Below are 18293 nucleotides of genomic sequence, written 5' to 3'. Positions count from 1 at the left end.
TCATGACCGATTTTCGGGAAGCACGATGCGTGGGTTAAAGTTCTAAAGCGTACTTTGTGCGTCCGGATGGACGCACGTCGCTCTAGGCCGGCAAGGCACATTCGGCGTTGGACTTTGCTCTAGACGAAAGTCGGGGCAAGGTCACGCCTCATGATCGAAGATTCGCCCTTTGTCGCAGCCGCGCCAGTGCTGGTGCCGATGCCCGCCGATCGGCCCTACACCTATGCCGTGCCCGCCGGCATGCGCGTGGTGCCGGGCTCGATCGTGCGCGTTCCGCTCGGTCCGCGCCAGGTTGCCGGCATCGTCTGGGACGGCGTTGTCGAAAAGGTCGACGCAAAAAAACTGCGCCCGATCGAGCAGGTCTTCGACTGCCCGCCGATTGACCGCGCTATGCGCCGCTTCGTCGACTGGATCGCGCAATACACGCTGTCGCCGCCTGGCATGGTGGCGCGCATGCTGCTGCGGGCGCCGGAGGCCTTCGACCCGGAACCCTGGATCGAAGGGCTGCAACGCACCTTCGCCAAACCCGACCGGATGACGGGTGCGAGGATGCGCGTGCTGGAAACAGCCGAAGGCGGGCTCGCCTGGACGCGGTCCGGGTTGGCGCATGCGGCCGGCGTGTCGTCGACGGTCATCGACGGGTTGAAAGCGCAAGGCGTGTTCGAGACGGTCATGATCCCGCCGCGACCGGTGGTCGCAGCACCCGATCCGAATTACGCCCAGCCTTCGCTGATGCCGGACCAGAGCGATGCGGCCGGGATGCTGTGCACCAATGTCGCGGCCGGCGCATTCGGCGTCACGCTGCTCGACGGGGTGACCGGATCGGGCAAGACGGAGGTCTATTTCGAGGCGGTGGCGGCGGCGCTCGACCGTTGCAAACAGGTGCTGATCCTGCTGCCGGAGATTGCGCTGACCCACGCCTTCCTCGAGCGCTTCCAGGAACGGTTCGGCGCCAAGCCGGCGGAATGGCACTCGGACCTGCCGCCAAGGATGCGCGAGCGTGTCTGGCGGCAGGTGGCGGAAGGTGGCGTGCGCGTGGTTGCCGGCGCGCGTTCGGCGCTGTTCCTGCCGTTCAGGGAGCTCGGGCTGATCGTCATCGACGAGGAGCATGACCCCGCCTACAAGCAGGAAGACCGCGTCTTCTACAATGCCCGCGATATGGCGGTGGTGCGTGGCCATATCGGCGGCTTTCCGGTGGTGCTCGCCTCGGCGACGCCGTCGGTCGAAAGCCGGGTCAACGCGAGCCAAGGCCGCTACAACAGGGCGGTGCTTTCGGCGCGCTTTGCCGAGGCGGCGCTTCCCGACCTGAAGACGATCGACATGCGCCGCGCCCCGCCGGCACGCGGCGGCTTCCTGTCGCCGGTGCTGCTTGCCCATATGCGGCAGACGCTGGAGAAGGAGGAACAATCGCTGCTGTTCCTCAACCGGCGCGGCTATGCGCCGCTGACACTGTGCCGGGTCTGCGGCCATCGCTTTGGCTGCCCGGTCTGCTCGGCCTGGCTGGTCGAGCACCGCTTTCGTGGCCAGTTGATCTGCCACCATTGCGGACACAATGAGCGGCGGCCCGAGGCCTGCCCGGAATGCGGCACGCTCGATCATCTGGTCGCCTGCGGGCCGGGCGTCGAGCGCATCGCTGAAGAGGTCGTCGCGCATTTCCCAGACGCCCGAACCATCGTCCTGTCGTCCGACCTGATGGGCGGCGTGCGGCGGCTGAGGTTAGAGCTTGAAGCCATCGCCAATGGCGAGGCCGACATCGTCATCGGCACTCAGCTCGTCGCCAAGGGCCACAATTTCCCAAACATGACGCTGGTCGGCGTGGTCGATGCCGATCTCGGCCTGGCTAATGGCGATCCGCGCGCCGCCGAGCGCACTTTCCAACTGCTCAGCCAGGTGACCGGCCGCGCCGGCCGCACCGGCAAGAAGAGCCTTGGCCTGCTGCAGACCTTCCAGCCCGACCACCCGGTAATGCGGGCGATCGTCTCCGGCGACGCCGAGGCTTTCTATGAGCGCGAGATCGCCGAACGCGAACGGGCGGCCCTGCCGCCTTTCGGCCGGCTTGCGGGCGTCATCGTCAGTGCTGCGACACGAGCGGAAGCGGAGGGACATGCGCGGGGTTTGCGGCGCGCCGCACCTCAGGCCAGCGACCTGTTCGTGCTCGGTCCGGCCGAGGCGCCGCTGTCGCTGATCGGCGGCCGCCATCGCTTTCGCCTGCTGATCCAGGGCGAGCGGCGCGCCGACATGCAAGGGTTCATTCGCGCCATGCTGGCCGAGGGACCGAAGATACGGGGCTCGGTGCGTGTGCAGGTCGACATCGACCCGCAGAGCTTTTTGTGAGGCCGACCATGCAATTTGGACCGGAGCTGTGAAGAGATGAAAACCCTTGGCCTGATCGGCGGCATGAGCTGGGAATCAACGGCGATCTACTATCGGCTGCTGAATGAGATCGTGCGCGAGCGGCTGGGTGGGCTGCATTCGGCGAAACTGCTGCTGTGGTCGTTCGACTTCGCCGATATCGCCGAACGGCAGCACGTCGGCGACTGGCAGGGGGCGGGCGTTCTGCTGGTCGAGGCGGTGCGTAAGCTCGAAGCAGCCGGTGCGGAGGGGCTGCTGATCTGCACCAACACCATGCACAAGCTAGCCGATCAGGTGGAGGTAGCGGTGTCGATACCGCTCATCCACATTGCCGATGCCACGGCTACCGCGGTTGCCCAGGCCGGCGTCAGCCGTCCGGCTCTCTTGGCAACGCGGTTCACCATGGACCGGGATTTCTACAAGGGCCGGCTCGCCGACAGGTACGGCCTTCATCCCGTGGTGCCAGATGAAGCCGGGCGGGACATGGTTCATCGCGTGATCTACGACGAACTCTGTCAGGGTATTGTCACCGCGGAATCGAAGGCGGCCTACATTGATGAAATCGCCCGTATGCGGCGCGACGAAAACATCGACAGCGTCATCATGGGGTGCACCGAGATCACCATGCTGATCGGCCAGCAGGATTTCGACATTCCTGTGTTCGACACGACGCGCATCCATGCCGAGGCGGCGGTCGAATTCGTGCTGGGCTGATGCGCTTTCCTAAAGTGCCGGCGCCATCTGGCGCATGTCTCTTCCTTCGCTAGAATGCCCGAAATTTCGAACAGCCATTTACGAGGGGACAGTATGGAATTTGCGTTTCCATGGCCTATGAGCCAGGGCGAGTGGCTCGCATGGTCGAGCGCCGTCGTGACCTTGCTGTTCGGGCTGCTGCTGTTCCTGGCGCCGGGGCTGGGCTTCCGGATTCTGCGGCTGCAGGTCAAGCCTGAGAAGGCGGCGGCGATCGCCGAAGGGCGCGGCAGGATGTCGGGCTTCTATCTCGGCGTCAGCCTGTGCTGCATTCTGCTTGCGCAACCGCTGCTCTACATGGCGCTTGGCTTTTCCTGGCTGCTCACCGCCTTCGGCCGCCTGCTGTCGATGATGTCGGACGGCGCCAACACACCTTTCAACTGGGCGTCCATCGTGGTGGAACTGGTGCTGGCGGCGCTGCCGCTTGCCTTCGCCTTCGGCTTTGTGCCTTGAATCAAAGGCGAATTCGGAACCGGCGGTCGAACCGCACCGCCGGATGCGACAATAGTGCCTGAAAACCATGCGGGACGACGCATTGCGGTCTTAAAATGCCTGTGCTAGACGGCAATCGACTTTCGGCCGGGGATAGCGGAAGCCGCGTCTCCGTGCTTGGAAAAATGCAGTAAGGTCAAAGATTTAGCCAGAGTTTTCGCTCGAGCCAATAATCTGCGGCCTGTCAGACAAGAGAAAAGACGGTCCGTGGCCCAATCGTCATCACCAATCTCAGGTGTCGCAGAGCGCTATGCGGGTTCGCTGTTCGAGCTCGCGCTCCAGGCGAATTCGGTCGCAAAGGTCGAGGCCGACCTCAACAGTTTCGCGGCGATGCTCGAAGGCAGCGCGGATCTTACCCGTCTGATCAATAGCCCGGTCTTCTCCAGCGAGGACCAGGCCAAGGCCATTGCGGCGATCGCCGACAAGGCAGGGATCGCCGGCCTCACCGGCAATTTCCTGCGCGTCGTCGCCCAGAACCGCCGGCTGTTCGCCATTCCTGGCATGATCAAGGCATTCCGCCAGATCGCCGCCGAGCATCGTGGCGAGACCGGCGCTGAAGTTACCTCGGCGCATGCGCTGACCGACGCCCAGCAAACCGAGCTGAAGGCGGCGCTGAAAAGCGTTGCCGGCAAGGATGTCGCGATCACCGTGACCGTCGATCCGTCGCTGCTCGGCGGGCTGGTGGTCAAGATAGGCTCGCGCCAGATCGATACGTCGCTCAAAACCAAACTCAATTCGCTCAAGCTTGCACTGAAAGAGGTCGGCTGATGGACATCCGCGCCGCGGAAATTTCCGCAATTCTGAAAGACCAGATCAAGAATTTCGGCAAGGAGGCCGAGGTCTCCGAAGTCGGCCAGGTTCTGTCCGTCGGTGACGGCATCGCCCGCGTCTATGGCCTCGACAACGTCCAGGCCGGCGAGATGGTTGAGTTCCCCGGCGGCATCCGCGGCATGGCGCTCAACCTCGAAGCCGACAATGTCGGCGTCGTCATCTTCGGCGCCGACCGCGACATCAAGGAAGGCGACATCGTCAAGCGCACCGGCGCCATCGTCGACACGCCTGTCGGCATGGGCCTGCTCGGCCGCGTCGTCGACGCGCTCGGCAACCCGATCGACGGCAAGGGCCCGATCCAGGCGACCGAGCGCAAGCGCGTCGACGTCAAGGCGCCCGGCATCATTCCGCGCAAATCGGTGAACGAGCCGATGTCGACCGGCCTCAAGGCCATCGACGCGCTGATCCCGGTCGGCCGCGGACAGCGCGAGCTGGTCATCGGTGACCGCCAGACCGGCAAGACCGCGATCATCCTCGACACGATGCTCAACCAGAAATCGGTGCACGAGCACGGGCCGGAGAAGGAAAAGCTCTACTGCGTCTACGTCGCCGTCGGCCAGAAGCGCTCGACCGTCGCGCAGTTCGCGAAAGTTCTCGAAGAGCGTGGCGCGCTCGACTATTCGATCATCATCGCCGCCACCGCTTCCGATCCGGCGCCGATGCAGTTCCTGGCGCCGTTCACCGCCTGCACCATGGGCGAATATTTCCGCGACAACGGCATGCATGCGCTGATCAGCTACGACGATCTGTCGAAGCAGGCGGTCGCCTATCGCCAGATGTCGCTGCTGCTGCGCCGCCCGCCCGGCCGCGAAGCCTATCCGGGCGACGTCTTCTACCTGCATTCGCGCCTTCTGGAGCGTGCCGCCAAGCTCAATGACGACAATGGCGGCGGTTCGCTGACGGCGCTGCCGATCATCGAGACCCAGGCCAACGACGTGTCGGCCTACATCCCGACCAACGTCATCTCGATCACCGACGGCCAGATCTTCCTGGAAACCAATCTGTTCTTCCAGGGCGTCCGCCCGGCGGTCAACGTCGGCCTGTCGGTGTCGCGCGTCGGCTCCTCGGCGCAGATCAAGGCGATGAAACAGGTCGCCGGCTCGATCAAGGGCGAGCTCGCGCAGTATCGCGAAATGGCGGCCTTCGCCCAGTTCGGCTCTGACCTCGACGCCGCCACGCAGCGCCTGCTCAACCGCGGTGCGCGCCTGACCGAACTCCTGAAGCAGCCGCAATTTTCGCCGCTCAGGGTCGAAGAACAGGTCGCGGTGATCTTCGCCGGCGTCAACGGCTATCTCGACAAGCTGGCAATCGACCAGGTCAGTAAATTCGAGCATGGCTTGCTCAGCCACATGCGCTCGGCCGGCAAGGAGGTGCTCGACGGCATCCGCAAGGAGAAGGCGCTGTCGGACGATCTGCGCGCCAAGCTGAAGGCGGAGATCGACACCTTCGCCAAGACCTTTGCTTGAACGAGGCCGGACGGACGGGATCAGGTTTGAAGCATGCCTTCACTAAAAGACCTTCGTAACCGTATCGCCTCGGTCAAGGCGACGCAGAAGATCACCAAGGCGATGCAGATGGTCGCCGCGGCGAAGCTGCGCCGCGCGCAGGAGGCGGCGGAAGCCGCGCGCCCCTATTCGGAGCGCATGGGCGCGGTGCTGGCCAACATCACCCAGGCGATCGGCGGCGGCGGCGAGGCCCCGGCGCTGATGACCGGCACCGGCAAGGACGACGTGCATCTGCTCGTCGTCTGCACCGCCGAGCGTGGTCTGTGCGGCGGCTTCAATTCGCAGATCGCGCGCCTTGCCCGCGACCACATCCGCAAGCTTCTGGCCGGCGGCAAGCAGGTCAAGATCATCTGCGTCGGCAAGAAGGGATTCGACATCCTGCGTCGCGACTACGCGGCGCTGATCCTCGAGCGTGTCGATTTGCGTGAAGTGAAGACGCTCGGCTTCGTCAATGCCGATGCCATTGCCAAGAAAGTTATCCAACTTTTCAACGAGGGTGGCTTCGACATCTGCACGCTGTTCTATTCGCAGTTCAAGTCGGTGATCAGCCAGGTCCCGACGACCCAGCAGATCATCCCGGCAGGCGTGACTTCCGCTGCCGCCGAGGCGACGGACGGCGGCAATGCCGTCTATGAATACGAGCCGGAGCCGGGCGAAATCCTCTCCGACCTCATCCCGCGCAACATCTCCGTGCAAATCTTTCGTGCGCTGCTCGAAAACGCGGCCGGCGAGATGGGCGCCAAGATGAGCGCCATGGACAATGCGACGCGCAACGCCGGCGACATGATCAACAAATTGTCGATCACCTACAACCGCCAGCGGCAGGCGCAGATCACCAAGGAATTGATCGAAATCATTTCGGGCGCCGAGGCGCTCTAGGCGCGCTCCCACGAAGGTCTCCGACCTTCGAGCGGATCGCGTGAGAAACAAGAGACGAAAAGGGTAAAGACGATGGCGAAAGCAGCGACCCCCCAGAAGGCGGCCCCGAAGACCGCCGCGAAGGCGGCAGCACCAGCAAAGGCTCCGGCAGCGGCAGCGAAAGCCGCTCCGGCCAAGAAGGCGGCCGCGCCCGCCAAGGCAGCCGCGGCGAAGGCGCCGACCGTTGCCATCAAGAAGACTGGCTTGGCCGGCAAGGTCCGCCAGGTCATCGGCGCCGTTGTCGACGTGCAGTTCGGCGAACATCTGCCGGCGATCCTGAACGCACTGGAAACGTCCAATGTCGGCAATCGCCTCGTGCTCGAGGTGGCTCAGCACCTTGGCGAGAACACCGTGCGCTGCATCGCCATGGACTCGACCGAAGGTCTGGTTCGCGGCCAGGACGTCTATGACACCGGCGCACCGATCACCGTCCCGGTCGGCCCGGGCATGCTCGGCCGTATCATCAACGTCATCGGCGAGCCGGTCGACGAGGCAGGCCCGGTCGACGGCATCGAGATGCGCTCTATCCACCAGCCGGCTCCGACCTATGTCGAGCAGGCGACGGAAGCGCAGATCCTGGTCACCGGCATCAAGGTTCTCGACCTGCTGGCACCTTATGCCCGCGGCGGCAAGATCGGCCTGTTCGGCGGCGCCGGCGTCGGCAAGACCGTGCTGATCCAGGAACTGATCAACAACGTCGCCAAGGCGCATGGCGGCTTCTCTGTGTTCGCCGGCGTCGGCGAGCGCACCCGCGAAGGCAACGACCTCTATCATGAGTTCATCGAGTCCGGCGTTAACAAGAAGGGCGGCGGCGAAGGATCCAAGGCAGCGCTCGTCTATGGCCAGATGAACGAGCCGCCGGGTGCGCGCGCCCGCGTCGGCCTGACCGGGCTGACGGTCGCCGAATATTTCCGCGACCAGGGCCAGGACGTGCTGTTCTTCGTCGACAACATCTTCCGCTTCACGCAGGCGGGTTCCGAAGTGTCGGCGCTGCTCGGCCGTATTCCTTCGGCGGTGGGCTACCAGCCGACGCTGGCCACCGACATGGGCGCGCTGCAGGAGCGCATCACGACGACGACCAAGGGCTCGATCACCTCGGTGCAGGCGATCTACGTGCCGGCCGACGATCTGACCGACCCGGCGCCGGCGACCTCGTTCGCCCACCTCGATGCGACGACCGTGCTCAACCGCGCGATCTCGGAAAAGGGCATCTATCCGGCCGTCGATCCGCTCGACTCGACCTCGCGCATGCTCGACCCGATGGTCGTCGGCGAAGAGCACTACCAGGTGGCGCGCCAGGTACAGTCGATCCTTCAGCGCTACAAGTCGCTGCAGGACATCATCGCCATTCTGGGCATGGACGAGCTGTCGGAAGAGGACAAGCAGACGGTGGCCCGCGCCCGCAAGATCGAGCGCTTCCTGTCGCAGCCCTTCTTCGTCGCCGAAGTGTTCACCGGCGCGCCGGGCAAGCTGGTCGATCTCGCCGACACCATCAAGGGCTTCAAGGGCCTCTGCAACGGCGACTATGACCACCTGCCGGAAGCCGCCTTCTACATGGTCGGCGGCATCGAAGAAGCGGTCGAGAAGGCTCAGCGCCTGGCGGCCGAAGCGGCATAATCAAGCGAATAGGGAGTAGGGAGTAGTGAGTAGAGAATAGTAAGTACGGGTTTGGGCGTTTTGCCCTTCACTACTTACTATTCACTATTGACCACTCACTAAATAGATCATGCCTGAATCTTTCAAATTCGAACTGGTCTCGCCGGAGCGCCTGCTGGTTTCCGAGCAGGTAGAAGCCGTCGTCATTCCGGGCGCCGAAGGCGAAATGACCGTCATGGCCCATCACGCGCCGGTCATGACCACGATCAAGCCCGGCGTCGTCACGGTGAAGACCGCGGAAGGCAAGGCAGAGCGCTACGTGGTGTTCGGCGGCTTTGCCGACATTGTTCCGGCGGGCTGCACGCTGCTGGCAGAATCGGCGGTAGCCGTCGGCGACATCGACCGCGCCGACCTGGCCCGCCGTATCCAGGAAGCCAGGGAAGACGTCGCCGACGCCAAGGACGACCAGACGCGCAGCAAGGCCGAGCAGTTCCTTAGCCAACTCACCACACTCGAAGGCGCGGTCCTGCCGGCCTAGAGGGCAGGGTATCCCTACCCATTCCAGGCGGAGAGCAGCTCTTGGGATACATGCCATTGGTCGCGCAGAATGAGTGTTCTGCAGCGATCCTTCGCGCCCCCTCTGTCCTGCCGGACATCTCCCCCACTTGGGGGGAGATTGGTAGCTTCGCCGCTGGCGCTCGCTCAGCGACGTTGGCGATTGGCGAAAGCCGTAGTGACGGCTAATCTCCCCACCTGTGGGGGAGATGTCCGGCAGGACAGAGGGCGCGCCCCGCCAACGTCAAAGTTTCTGCATCGCCTTAGCCCTGATCCGGATTAGTGTCAGGTCCGCCCAACAGTCATTCGCTCGCAATGCCCAGCGCTGTGAAAGCAGCAGCCACACCTCCCTGCCGCAGGCGTTCGAGATGCGCGGCCGCGAGGTCGATCAGCGTCAGGCGCTCAGCACCGCCCTTGGCGAAGCCGGCCAGGTCGAACACCGCCGCCACCGCTTCGTCAGCCGACAGATGCCGAGTGTCGAGTGCGGCCAGGGCCAAGTCGAGCGGGTCGGTGAAGTGGCTTTCCGGCAAGGATTTGCCGCGCGTCTCGCAAGCGGCGATCCAGGCGGCTACCACCAGCATCAGATAGGCGGGCGGGGCACCGGCACTCATCCGCTCCATGGCCGAGGCAACGATGCGCTGGGGCAGTTTCTGGCTGCCATCATTGGCGATCTGCGCCGTCCGATGGGCGAGCGCGGTGTTCGAATAGCGCTTGGCGAGTTGGGCCGTGTAGTCGGCCGTGTCGAGCCCGGCGTCCTTCGGCAGCGTCGTGATCGCCTCGGCCCACAATCCGTCGACGAATTGCCGGATCGCCGGATCGGCGAAGGCGCGGTCGACCGTCTCATGGCCACTGAGCAGGCCAAGATAGGCGATCGCCGAATGCGAGCCGTTGAGCAGGCGCAGCTTCATGTCCTCGAACGGCCCGACATCACCGACCATGGTGACGCCGAACCTTTCCCAGGCCGGCCTGCCCGCCGGGAAATCGTCTTCGACCACCCATTGGCAGAACGGTTCGGTCATGACAGGCCAGGCGTCCTCGACGCCGAGCTGGCCTGATATCCGTGCCCGGTCGGCATCGGTGGTCGCCGGCACGATGCGATCCACCATGCTCGACGGAAACGCCACCTCGTCGGCGATATGGCGGGCGAGATCGGTGCCGCGCAAAGCGGCGAATTCGACCAACAGCCGGTGCAGCGTGGCGCCGTTGGCGGGGAGATTGTCGCAGCACAGCAGGGTGAATGGCTGGATACCGGCGGCACGGCGGCGCGCAAGCGATTCGGCCAGAAAACCATGCGCCGTTCGCGGCATTTGCGGGTTGGCCAAATCGTGGACGATGTCGGGATGGGCTGTGTCCAGTCCGCCACCCGCCACCCTGAGATAGGCTTTTTCGGTGATCGTCAGCGTGACGATGGAGGTGCGCGGGTCAGACAGCGCGGCCAGCACCGCGCCCGGATCTTCCGGGGCCACCAGCATCGACAGGATCGAGCCGACGACGCGCAGGCTTTCGCTGTCGCTGCTCCTGACCGCCAGCGTGTAGAGCCCGTCCTGCGGAGCCAGCGCGTCGCGTGTGTCGGCGCTGCGCAGCGAGACGCCGACAATGCCCCAATCCGTCTCTCCCGCCGCCAGGCAGTCGTCGACATAGGCTGCCTGATGGGCGCGGTGGAATGCGCCGACGCCGAGATGGACGATGCCGGGTACGACGCGGTTGCGGTCGTATCCGGGGACTGCGACCGAGGCCGGCAATGCCTGCCGCGTGCTGTTGGAAAGGCGTCTGTCTGTCATCGTGCGATGGGTCTGATCGAGCTCGTGCCGGGCGTGGCCGGCATGCGGCGTAACATCCGTTTCGTTCCCGCACAATGGGCTGACGTTGCGTTAAAGTCATCATACAACAATCTATTTTTTGTATGTTGACATTATTTCCTTCCGATCCTACCGATGGCCAGGTTGGGAGGAACGACGTGGCCGCATTGACCGATCCGGATTTGCTGTTTCCCTCGGAGGCGCATCCGCGTTCGCTTGCCCGTGATCTCTACGCAGCTGTCAAGGATCTGCCGATCGTCAGCCCGCACGGTCACACCGATCCGCGCTGGTATGCGCTCAACGAGGCATTTCCCGATCCGGCGCAATTGCTTGTTGTGCCGGACCATTACATCTTCCGTATGCTGTTCAGCCAGGGCGTCCGGCTCGAGGACCTTGGTGTGCCAACGCTCGACGACTCACCGGTGGAGACCGACGGCAGGACGATCTGGCGGCGCTTCGCCGAGCACTATTATCTGTTCCGCGGCACACCGACGCGGCTGTGGTTCGATCATGTGCTTGCCCATCTGTTCGGCATCGAAGAGCCGCTGACGACCGCAACCGCCGACCGCCATTACGACACGATCTCGACCTTGCTGCAGTGGGAGAATTTTCGCCCGCGAGCGCTGTTCGAGCGCTTCAACATTGAGGTCATTGCGACGACCGAAGGCGCGCTCGACGATCTCAGATGGCACCAGATGATCCGCGACAGCGGCTGGGAGGGCCGCGTCGTCACCGCCTATCGGCCGGACGCCATCGTCGATCCCGATTTCGAAGGCTTTTCGGCCAATCTCGATCGGCTCGGCGACATCACCGGCTGCGACACCGGCACCTGGGCCGGCTATCTCGATGCGCATCGCCAAAGAAGGGCCTTCTTCAAAAGTTTCGGCGCGACCGCGTCGGATCACGGCCATCCGACAGCTGAGACCGCCAATCTGTCGGATGCCGCCGCGCAGGAACTGTTCAACCGCATCCGCCGAGGCTCGGACGACGAGCGTGAGCGAAAACTGTTTCGCGCCCAGATGCTGACCGAAATGGCTAAGATGAGCCGCGACGACGGGCTGGTCCTGCAGATACATCCCGGCTCCTGGCGCAATCATTCGCCTTCCGTCTTCCAGAAATTCGGCAGAGACAAGGGTTTCGATATCCCGACCAGAACCGACTATGTGACGGCGCTGAAGCCGCTGCTCGATTGCGTCGGTCTGGAGCGCGACCTTACCATCATCCTCTTCACGCTCGACGAGACCAGCTATGCGCGCGAACTGGCGCCGCTCGCCGGCGTCTACCCGGCACTGAAGATCGGGCCGGCCTGGTGGTTCCACGACAGCCCGGAGGGCATGCGCCGGTTCCGCGAGATGACCACCGAAACAGCAGGCTTCTACAACACCGTCGGCTTCAATGACGACACCCGCGCCTTTCCATCCATCCCGGCTCGCCACGATGTGGCGCGTCGGGTCGATTGCGCCTTTCTTGCGCGTCTCGTCGCCGAGCACCGGCTCCGCGAGGACGAGGCGCACGAACTGGCGCAGGAACTTGCCTATACGCTCGCAAAAAAGGCGTACCGGATCTAACGGCGCTTACCGCCATCGTTCAACGGGAGGAAACCAATGCTGCATTTTTCTAGACTGGCGGGAGCTACGCTACTTGCCGCCGCACTGATGGCCGGAGCGGCAAGCGCCCAGACGGTTCTGCGCTCGTCCGACACGCACCCGGACGGCTATCCGACGGTCGAGGCGGTCAAATATTTTGGCGAGCTTGTGAAGGAGCGCACGGCCGGCCGCTATTCGGTCGATGTCTATCATTCCGCGCAGCTCGGCGAGGAAAAGGACACGATCGAGCAGGTGCGCTCCGGCGTGATCGACCTCAACCGCGTCTCGATGGCGCCGTTCAACGGGCTCATCCCCGAAACCACCGTGCCCTCGCTGCCCTACATCTTCCGCTCGGAAGACCATATGCACGAGGTCATGGACGGAGCGGTCGGCGATCAGATCGCGGCGGCGTTCGAACAGGTCGGGCTGGTGCTGCTCGCCTTTTATGACGGCGGCGCGCGCTCCTTCTACAATTCGAAGAAGCCGATCAACTCTGTAGCCGACATGGCCGGCATGAAATTCCGCGTCATCCAGTCCGACATCTTCGTCGACATGGTGGCGGCACTCGGCGCCAACGCGACGCCGATGCCGTATGGCGAGGTGTATTCGGCGATCGAGACCGGGGTCATCGACGGTGCGGAGAACAATTTTCCGAGCTACGACACCGCCAAGCATGCGGAAGTCGCCAAGTTCTATTCGCTCGACGAGCACACGATGGTGCCGGAAGCCTTCGTCATGGCGAAGTCGAGCTGGGACAAGCTGACGCCGGAAGACCAGGCGATCTTCAGGGCGGCCGCCAAGGAAAGCGTCGCCAAGCAACGTGAGCTGTGGGCCGCCAAGGTCAAGGAATCGCGTGCCAAGGTCGAAGCGGCCGGTTCGCAGATCACGACGCCGGACAAGCAGCCCTTCATCGACGCGATGGGCCCGATCTACGAAAAGCACGTCAAGGACGACAAGCTGAAGGCGATGGTCGAGGCCATCAAGGCCGTGCAGTGATCAAGCGGCGGCGCGGGCATTCCGCGCCGCCATCCTCTTGCGGAGAGAACCGGTGACCTCCAGCTCAGAACAGAGACCGCCCCTGTCCGGCATCGCGCGGGTGATGTCGCGCATCAGCACGGCGGCGCTGTGGATCGCCGGCATCGGGCTGGTGCTGATGACCGCCTTCGTCGCCTGGCAGGTGTTCGGCCGTTATGTTCTGAACCGCTCGCCGAGCTGGACCGAGCAGGGTTCGGTGATGCTGATGAGCTGGTTCATTTTCCTCGGCGCCGCCGTCGGGGTGCGCGAGAACTATCACCTCGGCTTCGACGTCCTGCTCTACGTTCTGCCGAAAGGCGGCAAGCGTTGGCTGAGGATGATCTCGGACCTCGTCGCGCTCGCCTTCGGCATCGGCATGATCTGGTATGGCAGCCAGCTGGTCGCATTGACCTGGGGCGCCACCTTGCCGTCGCTAGGCATATCGGGGGGCTGGGACTACGTCCCACTTGTCGCGGGAGGCGCGCTAATCGTGCTCTTCACGCTGGAGCGCATCGTGCTTCGCCTTTCCGGTGCGCCGATCGACGATGCGCTCGATGAACTGCCGCCGGCCGAAGTCGCAGCCGAACTCGACACAGCGAACGTGAAGGTCTGACGCCATGGAACTCTGGATACTCTTCGGCGTCTTCACCGTTCTGATGCTTATCGGCACGCCGATCGCCTTCTGCCTCGGCGTCGCAAGCTTTGCCACCGTCCTCTACATGGGCCTGCCGCCGCTCATCGTGTTCCAGCGCCTGAATTCCGGCATGAGCGTCTTTTCGCTGCTGGCCGTTCCGTTTTTCATCTACGCCGGCGACTTGATGGTGCGCGGCGGCATCGCCAGCAAGATTGTTGCCTTCGCCGGCTCTCTCGTCGGCCACATGCGTGGCGGCCTCGGGCAGGTCAACATCGCGACCGCTACGCTGTTCGGCGGCATTTCAGGCTCCGCGGTGGCGGAGGCAGCGGCGGTCGGCGGCTTGATGATCCCGCAGATGAAGGCGCGTGGATATGGAGCGGATTACGCCGTCAACGTCACCTCGATGGCGGCGCTGATCGCGTTGCTCTTGCCGCCGTCGCACAATATGATCATCTACTCGATCTCGGCAGGCGGAAAGATCTCCATCGCCGACCTGTTCACGGCCGGCATCATCCCGGGCCTGCTATTGGCCTTGGCACTGATGATCACCGCCTATTTCGTGGCGCGCTCCCGCGTCTATCCGACCGAGCCGTTTCCGGGCTTCGCCGCAGTCGCGCATCTCTTCGCTGTCGCGGTGCCCGGCCTGCTGCTGATCGCGATTATCTTCGGCGGCGTGCGATCGGGCGTTTTCACGGCCACCGAGAGTTCCTGCATCGCCGTCATCTATGCGTTGCTCGTTACTGTCCTGGTTTACCGGCAGATGACTTGGGAAGGTTTCGTTCATGCCACCCATGGTGCCGTGCGCACCACGGCCATGGTGCTGCTCATCATCGGCATGGCGGCGGCGTTCTCGTGGTTGATGGCCTTCCTGAAAGTGCCGGCAGCGCTCATAGCCTCCATGAACGCGATCTCGGAAGATCCGCTGGTCGTGCTTCTCCTGCTCAACATCTTGATGCTGTTCCTTGGCACGTTCATGGACATGGGGCCGACGATCATCATCTGCACGCCGATCTTCCTGCCCGTGGCGCAGGCCTACGGCGTCGATCCGGTGCATTTCGGCGTCATCATGATCCTCAACTTCGGCATCGGGCTAAACACGCCGCCAGTGGGCGCAGTGCAGTTCGTGGCGTGCGCAGTGGGCAAGATATCCGTCTGGGAAGCGATGCGCTCGATCTGGCCATTCTATGGGGCAGGCCTCGTGGTGCTGGGGCTCGTCACCTACATTCCGGCCATCTCGCTATGGTTGCCGAGTGTCTTCAAATAGGGGTTGGCAATGGCATCGGATATGGCGACCAGCCTCAAGGTCGAACGCAAGCCCAAGCTGTCGGAGACCGTGGTCGCGGCGATCCGCAAGCAGTTGCAGGCTGGCGGGATCCAGCCGGGTCAAAAGCTGCCGACCGAGGGTCAGCTGACCGAAACCTTCGGGGTCAGCCGCACCGTCATCCGCGAAGCGCTGGCCAAGCTTGCCGCCGACGGTCTGGTCGAACCGCGCCAGGGCGCCGGGGTCTTCGTCACCGAGCATATCTCGACGATGTTCGGCACGCTGGCCGCGGACATGGGCAGCAAGGATTCGATCGCGCTCAACGTGCTCGAGGTGCGCCTGGCGATCGAGATCGAATCCGCCGGGCTGGCCGCTATCCGTCGCAACGCCGCGCAGGAAGCAGCGATCCAGGAAGCGTTTTTCGAGTTCGAGCGGCTGCTGTTGAACAGCGAGCCGACAGGTCCGGCCGACCTTGCCTTCCACCGCGCGATCGCCAGCGCCACCAACAATCCGTTCTATGTCGAGATGCTCGACGTGCTTGGCCGGCGCGCCATTCCTTGCGACGTGACATCGCCGTGGTCCACCGAGCTCGCCCAATCCGACGTCTACCAGCGTGGGCTGCAAGGCGAGCATCTGGTGATCCTGAACGCCATTATGACAGGCGATGCCGAGGCCGCGCGCGAAGCCATGCGCGCCCATCTCACCGCCAGCCAGCAGCGCTATCGCGAGCGCCTGCATGCACGTCAGATTTTTTATGCCGATTCGGTCAAGGCCGCGGCACCGAATGATCAATGAGGCAGCCCAATGGGACAGCAATGAATCACACTGAAAACCACACGGACTTCACCTCGCGCTTCGCCATCGACCCTGTTACCGCCGCGGCGATGGGGACGGACGAGCTCCGTCACAATTTCCTGATCGAAGGCCTGTTCCAGCTCGGCCGCATCGGCCTGACCTATACCCATTACGACCGCATGATCGTCGGCGGCGCCATGCCCGCGGGCACGCCGCTGCCACTGGAGGCGATCAAGCCGACCGGGACAAAGAACTTTCTCGATCGCCGCGAAATGATCGCCGTCAATATCGGTGGCGCCGGCATCGTGAAAGCCGGCGGCCAGTCCTACGAGCTGCAGCCGCGCGACATGCTGTATCTCGGCATGGGCACCAATGAGGTGTCGTTCGCCTCAGTCGATCCAGCCGAGCCGGCCAAGTTCTATCTGCTCAGCGCACCGGCGCATCAGAGCCATCCCAGCCAGCTGATCCGCATCGGCGATGCCAACCGGCTCGACCTCGGCAGCCAGGCGACCTGCAACGAGCGCTCGATCTTTCAGTTCGTCCATGCCGGAGGCGTGAAAACCTGTCAGCTCGTCGTCGGCATGACCCAGCTTGCGTCAGGCTCGGTCTGGAACACCATGCCGTGCCATGTGCATGACCGGCGCATGGAGGCTTACCTTTACTTCGACCTGCCGGAGGCGGCGCGCGTGTTCCATTTCATGGGCGAACCGGACGAGACTCGCCACCTCGTCATGCGCAATGAAGAAGCGGTGCTGTCGCCGGGATGGTCGATCCATTCGGGCGCCGGCACGTCCAACTATGCCTTCATCTGGGCGATGGCCGGCGACAATGTCGACTACACCGATGTCGATCCGGTAGCGATGGAAGAGCTGCGGTGAGCGACCTCTCTGCTTTCAGCCTGGCCGGCAAACGCGTCCTCGTCACCGGCGCCAACACCGGCATCGGCCAAGGCATCGCCCTGTCGATCGCGCGCGCCGGCGGTGCTGTGGTCGGCGTCGGCCGTTCGGCGATGGACGAGACGGCGGAAAAGGTCGCGACGGCGGGCGGACGCTTCGAGGCGGTGCGTTGTGATCTTGCCGACCATGCCGCTGCCCAGGCGATACTCGATCGCATCTGGGACGAAACCGGACCGCTCGACGGTCTGGTCAACAATGCCGGCATCATCCGGCGCGCCGACGCCGTCGATCTGGCGGAAGCCGATTGGGACGATGTCATAGACGTCAATCTGAAGACGGTCTTTTTTCTCAGCCAGTGCTTTGCCCGGCGCGTGCTTGCCGATCCCGGACGGCGCGGCAAGATCGTCAACATCGCCTCGGTGCTGAGCTTCCAGGGCGGCATCCGCGTCGCCTCCTACACCGCCTCGAAACACGGCGTGCTCGGCATCACCCGGTTGCTCGCCTGCGAATGGGCGTCGAAAGGCATCAACGTCAATGGTATTGCGCCCGGCTATATCGAAACCAACAACACCGAGGCGCTGCGTGCCGATCCAGACCGCAGCGCCGCCATTCTGGCGCGCATTCCGGCCGGGCGTTGGGGCGGGCCGGAAGACATCGGCGACGCGGCCGTCTTCCTGCTGGCGCCGGCGTCAAACTACATGCACGGCGCGGTGGTGCCTGTGGATGGCGGCTGGCTGGCGCGATGAGGCCATGATGAGGATTTGGCGATGACTGGAACGAAGATCTTTTCGCACGCCGGCGAGGGCGCATGGACGCCGACCCCGGATGGCAATCGCAGGCGTGTGCTCCTGTACACGGGCGAATTGATGATGGTCGAGTTCGGTTTCGACAAGGGCGGTGTCGGTGCGCTGCATTCGCACCCGCATGTCCAGGCGAGCTACATCGCCGAAGGACGCTTCGAGGTTACCATCGACGGCAGGACCGAAATCCTGGAAACGGGAAGCAGCTTCATTGTCCCTTCCAACCTGATCCACGGCGTCAAGGCGCTCGAGGCCGGCCGCCTCGTCGACAGTTTTACACCGCACCGCGCCGATTTTATCGACTGAGGGCGAGCGAACGCAGGTCATTGCGGCGTGTGTCCGGCCCGAAGAGCAGGATCGCCTGTTTTCGCCGCCTCCTTCCAGCACATCCCGCAAACGAAAAGCCCGCGCCTCCGGAGAGACGCGGGCGGGTTGCCTGGGCGCTTGTGCGCCGCGGTACTCAAAACATCACCGCAGAACCTGAACCTGCCGAATTATGGTGAAGATAG

The 18293-nt window shown here is 63.8% G+C and carries 17 protein-coding genes; 16 read left to right on the top strand and 1 reads right to left on the bottom strand.

The features are described 5' to 3' along the window. The first annotated feature begins 150 nt into the window (after window positions 1-150). The 8 genes from AC0L14_RS20430 (at window position 151) to AC0L14_RS20395 (ending at window position 8982) form a co-directional block, all read left to right on the top strand. Entirely contained in the window at window positions 151-2334 is a 2184-nt protein-coding gene (locus tag AC0L14_RS20430) for a primosomal protein N' (RefSeq protein WP_473525763.1), read from the top strand. A 36-nt stretch (window positions 2335-2370) separates the two neighbouring features. Then, window positions 2371-3066: an aspartate/glutamate racemase family protein gene (locus AC0L14_RS20425; RefSeq protein ID WP_473486249.1), complete on the top strand. Its 696-nt coding sequence runs from the start codon at window positions 2371-2373 to the stop codon at window positions 3064-3066. A gap of 93 nt (window positions 3067-3159) precedes the next feature. Next, complete coding sequence (locus tag AC0L14_RS20420; RefSeq protein ID WP_473486250.1) at window positions 3160-3555, top strand: AGROH133_08824 family phage infection protein; 396 nt, start codon at window positions 3160-3162, stop codon at window positions 3553-3555. Between the two features lie 246 nt (window positions 3556-3801). Continuing rightward, on the top strand, window positions 3802-4362 hold the full coding sequence (locus tag AC0L14_RS20415; protein WP_473486251.1) for a F0F1 ATP synthase subunit delta: 561 nt from the start codon (window positions 3802-3804) through the stop codon (window positions 4360-4362). Further along, the gene (gene atpA / locus AC0L14_RS20410) at window positions 4362-5891 is read left to right on the top strand and encodes a F0F1 ATP synthase subunit alpha (protein ID WP_292548611.1); all 1530 of its coding nucleotides are present in this window, start codon (window positions 4362-4364) and stop codon (window positions 5889-5891) included. Before AC0L14_RS20415 ends, atpA begins: the two co-directional genes overlap by 1 nt. Window positions 5892-5924: 33 nt before the next feature. Then, the gene (locus tag AC0L14_RS20405; protein ID WP_473525762.1) at window positions 5925-6809 is read left to right on the top strand and encodes a F0F1 ATP synthase subunit gamma; all 885 of its coding nucleotides are present in this window, start codon (window positions 5925-5927) and stop codon (window positions 6807-6809) included. Between the two features lie 72 nt (window positions 6810-6881). Continuing rightward, window positions 6882-8465 carry a F0F1 ATP synthase subunit beta gene (gene atpD, locus AC0L14_RS20400; protein ID WP_473525761.1) on the top strand — a complete coding sequence of 528 codons (1584 nt, stop codon included), beginning with the start codon at window positions 6882-6884 and terminating at the stop codon, window positions 8463-8465. Between the two features lie 109 nt (window positions 8466-8574). Next, window positions 8575-8982, top strand: a complete 408-nt coding sequence (locus tag AC0L14_RS20395) for a F0F1 ATP synthase subunit epsilon (RefSeq protein WP_473525760.1) — start codon at window positions 8575-8577, stop codon at window positions 8980-8982. Window positions 8983-9301: 319 nt separating this feature from the next. Here the strand turns inward: AC0L14_RS20395 and AC0L14_RS20390 are convergent, their stop codons facing one another. Then, window positions 9302-10780, bottom strand: coding sequence for a mannitol dehydrogenase family protein (locus tag AC0L14_RS20390; RefSeq protein WP_473525759.1), 1479 nt, complete (start codon window positions 10778-10780; stop codon window positions 9302-9304). 176 nt (window positions 10781-10956) lie between these two features. Here AC0L14_RS20390 and uxaC point away from each other — a divergent pair, with 176 nt between their 5' ends. The 8 genes from uxaC (at window position 10957) to AC0L14_RS20350 (ending at window position 18090) form a co-directional block, all read left to right on the top strand. Then, complete coding sequence (gene uxaC, locus AC0L14_RS20385) at window positions 10957-12366, top strand: glucuronate isomerase (protein ID WP_473525758.1); 1410 nt, start codon at window positions 10957-10959, stop codon at window positions 12364-12366. A 36-nt stretch (window positions 12367-12402) separates the two neighbouring features. Next, window positions 12403-13380, top strand: coding sequence for a TRAP transporter substrate-binding protein (locus AC0L14_RS20380; RefSeq protein ID WP_473750543.1), 978 nt, complete (start codon window positions 12403-12405; stop codon window positions 13378-13380). A gap of 103 nt (window positions 13381-13483) precedes the next feature. Then, a complete protein-coding gene (locus AC0L14_RS20375; RefSeq protein WP_473525986.1) occupies window positions 13484-14011 on the top strand; it encodes a TRAP transporter small permease in 528 nt (175 codons plus the stop codon). Window positions 14012-14015: 4 nt separating this feature from the next. Then, the gene (locus tag AC0L14_RS20370; RefSeq protein WP_473525756.1) at window positions 14016-15296 is read left to right on the top strand and encodes a TRAP transporter large permease; all 1281 of its coding nucleotides are present in this window, start codon (window positions 14016-14018) and stop codon (window positions 15294-15296) included. A 9-nt stretch (window positions 15297-15305) separates the two neighbouring features. Continuing rightward, complete coding sequence (locus tag AC0L14_RS20365) at window positions 15306-16088, top strand: FadR/GntR family transcriptional regulator (RefSeq protein WP_473525755.1); 783 nt, start codon at window positions 15306-15308, stop codon at window positions 16086-16088. A 20-nt stretch (window positions 16089-16108) separates the two neighbouring features. Next, on the top strand, window positions 16109-16966 hold the full coding sequence (kduI, locus tag AC0L14_RS20360) for a 5-dehydro-4-deoxy-D-glucuronate isomerase (protein WP_473525754.1): 858 nt from the start codon (window positions 16109-16111) through the stop codon (window positions 16964-16966). Next, window positions 16963-17730, top strand: a complete 768-nt coding sequence (kduD, locus tag AC0L14_RS20355) for a 2-dehydro-3-deoxy-D-gluconate 5-dehydrogenase KduD (RefSeq protein ID WP_473486262.1) — start codon at window positions 16963-16965, stop codon at window positions 17728-17730. The genes kduI and kduD overlap by 4 nt, the downstream gene beginning before the upstream one ends. A gap of 21 nt (window positions 17731-17751) precedes the next feature. Beyond that, a complete protein-coding gene (locus AC0L14_RS20350; RefSeq protein ID WP_473525753.1) occupies window positions 17752-18090 on the top strand; it encodes a cupin domain-containing protein in 339 nt (112 codons plus the stop codon). Window positions 18091-18293 lie beyond the last annotated feature (203 nt).

The organism is Mesorhizobium sp. WSM4841, assembly GCF_055811515.1.
The sequence above is the reverse complement of the archived record's forward strand: the minus strand, read 5'-3'. Positions and strand labels throughout refer to the sequence as shown.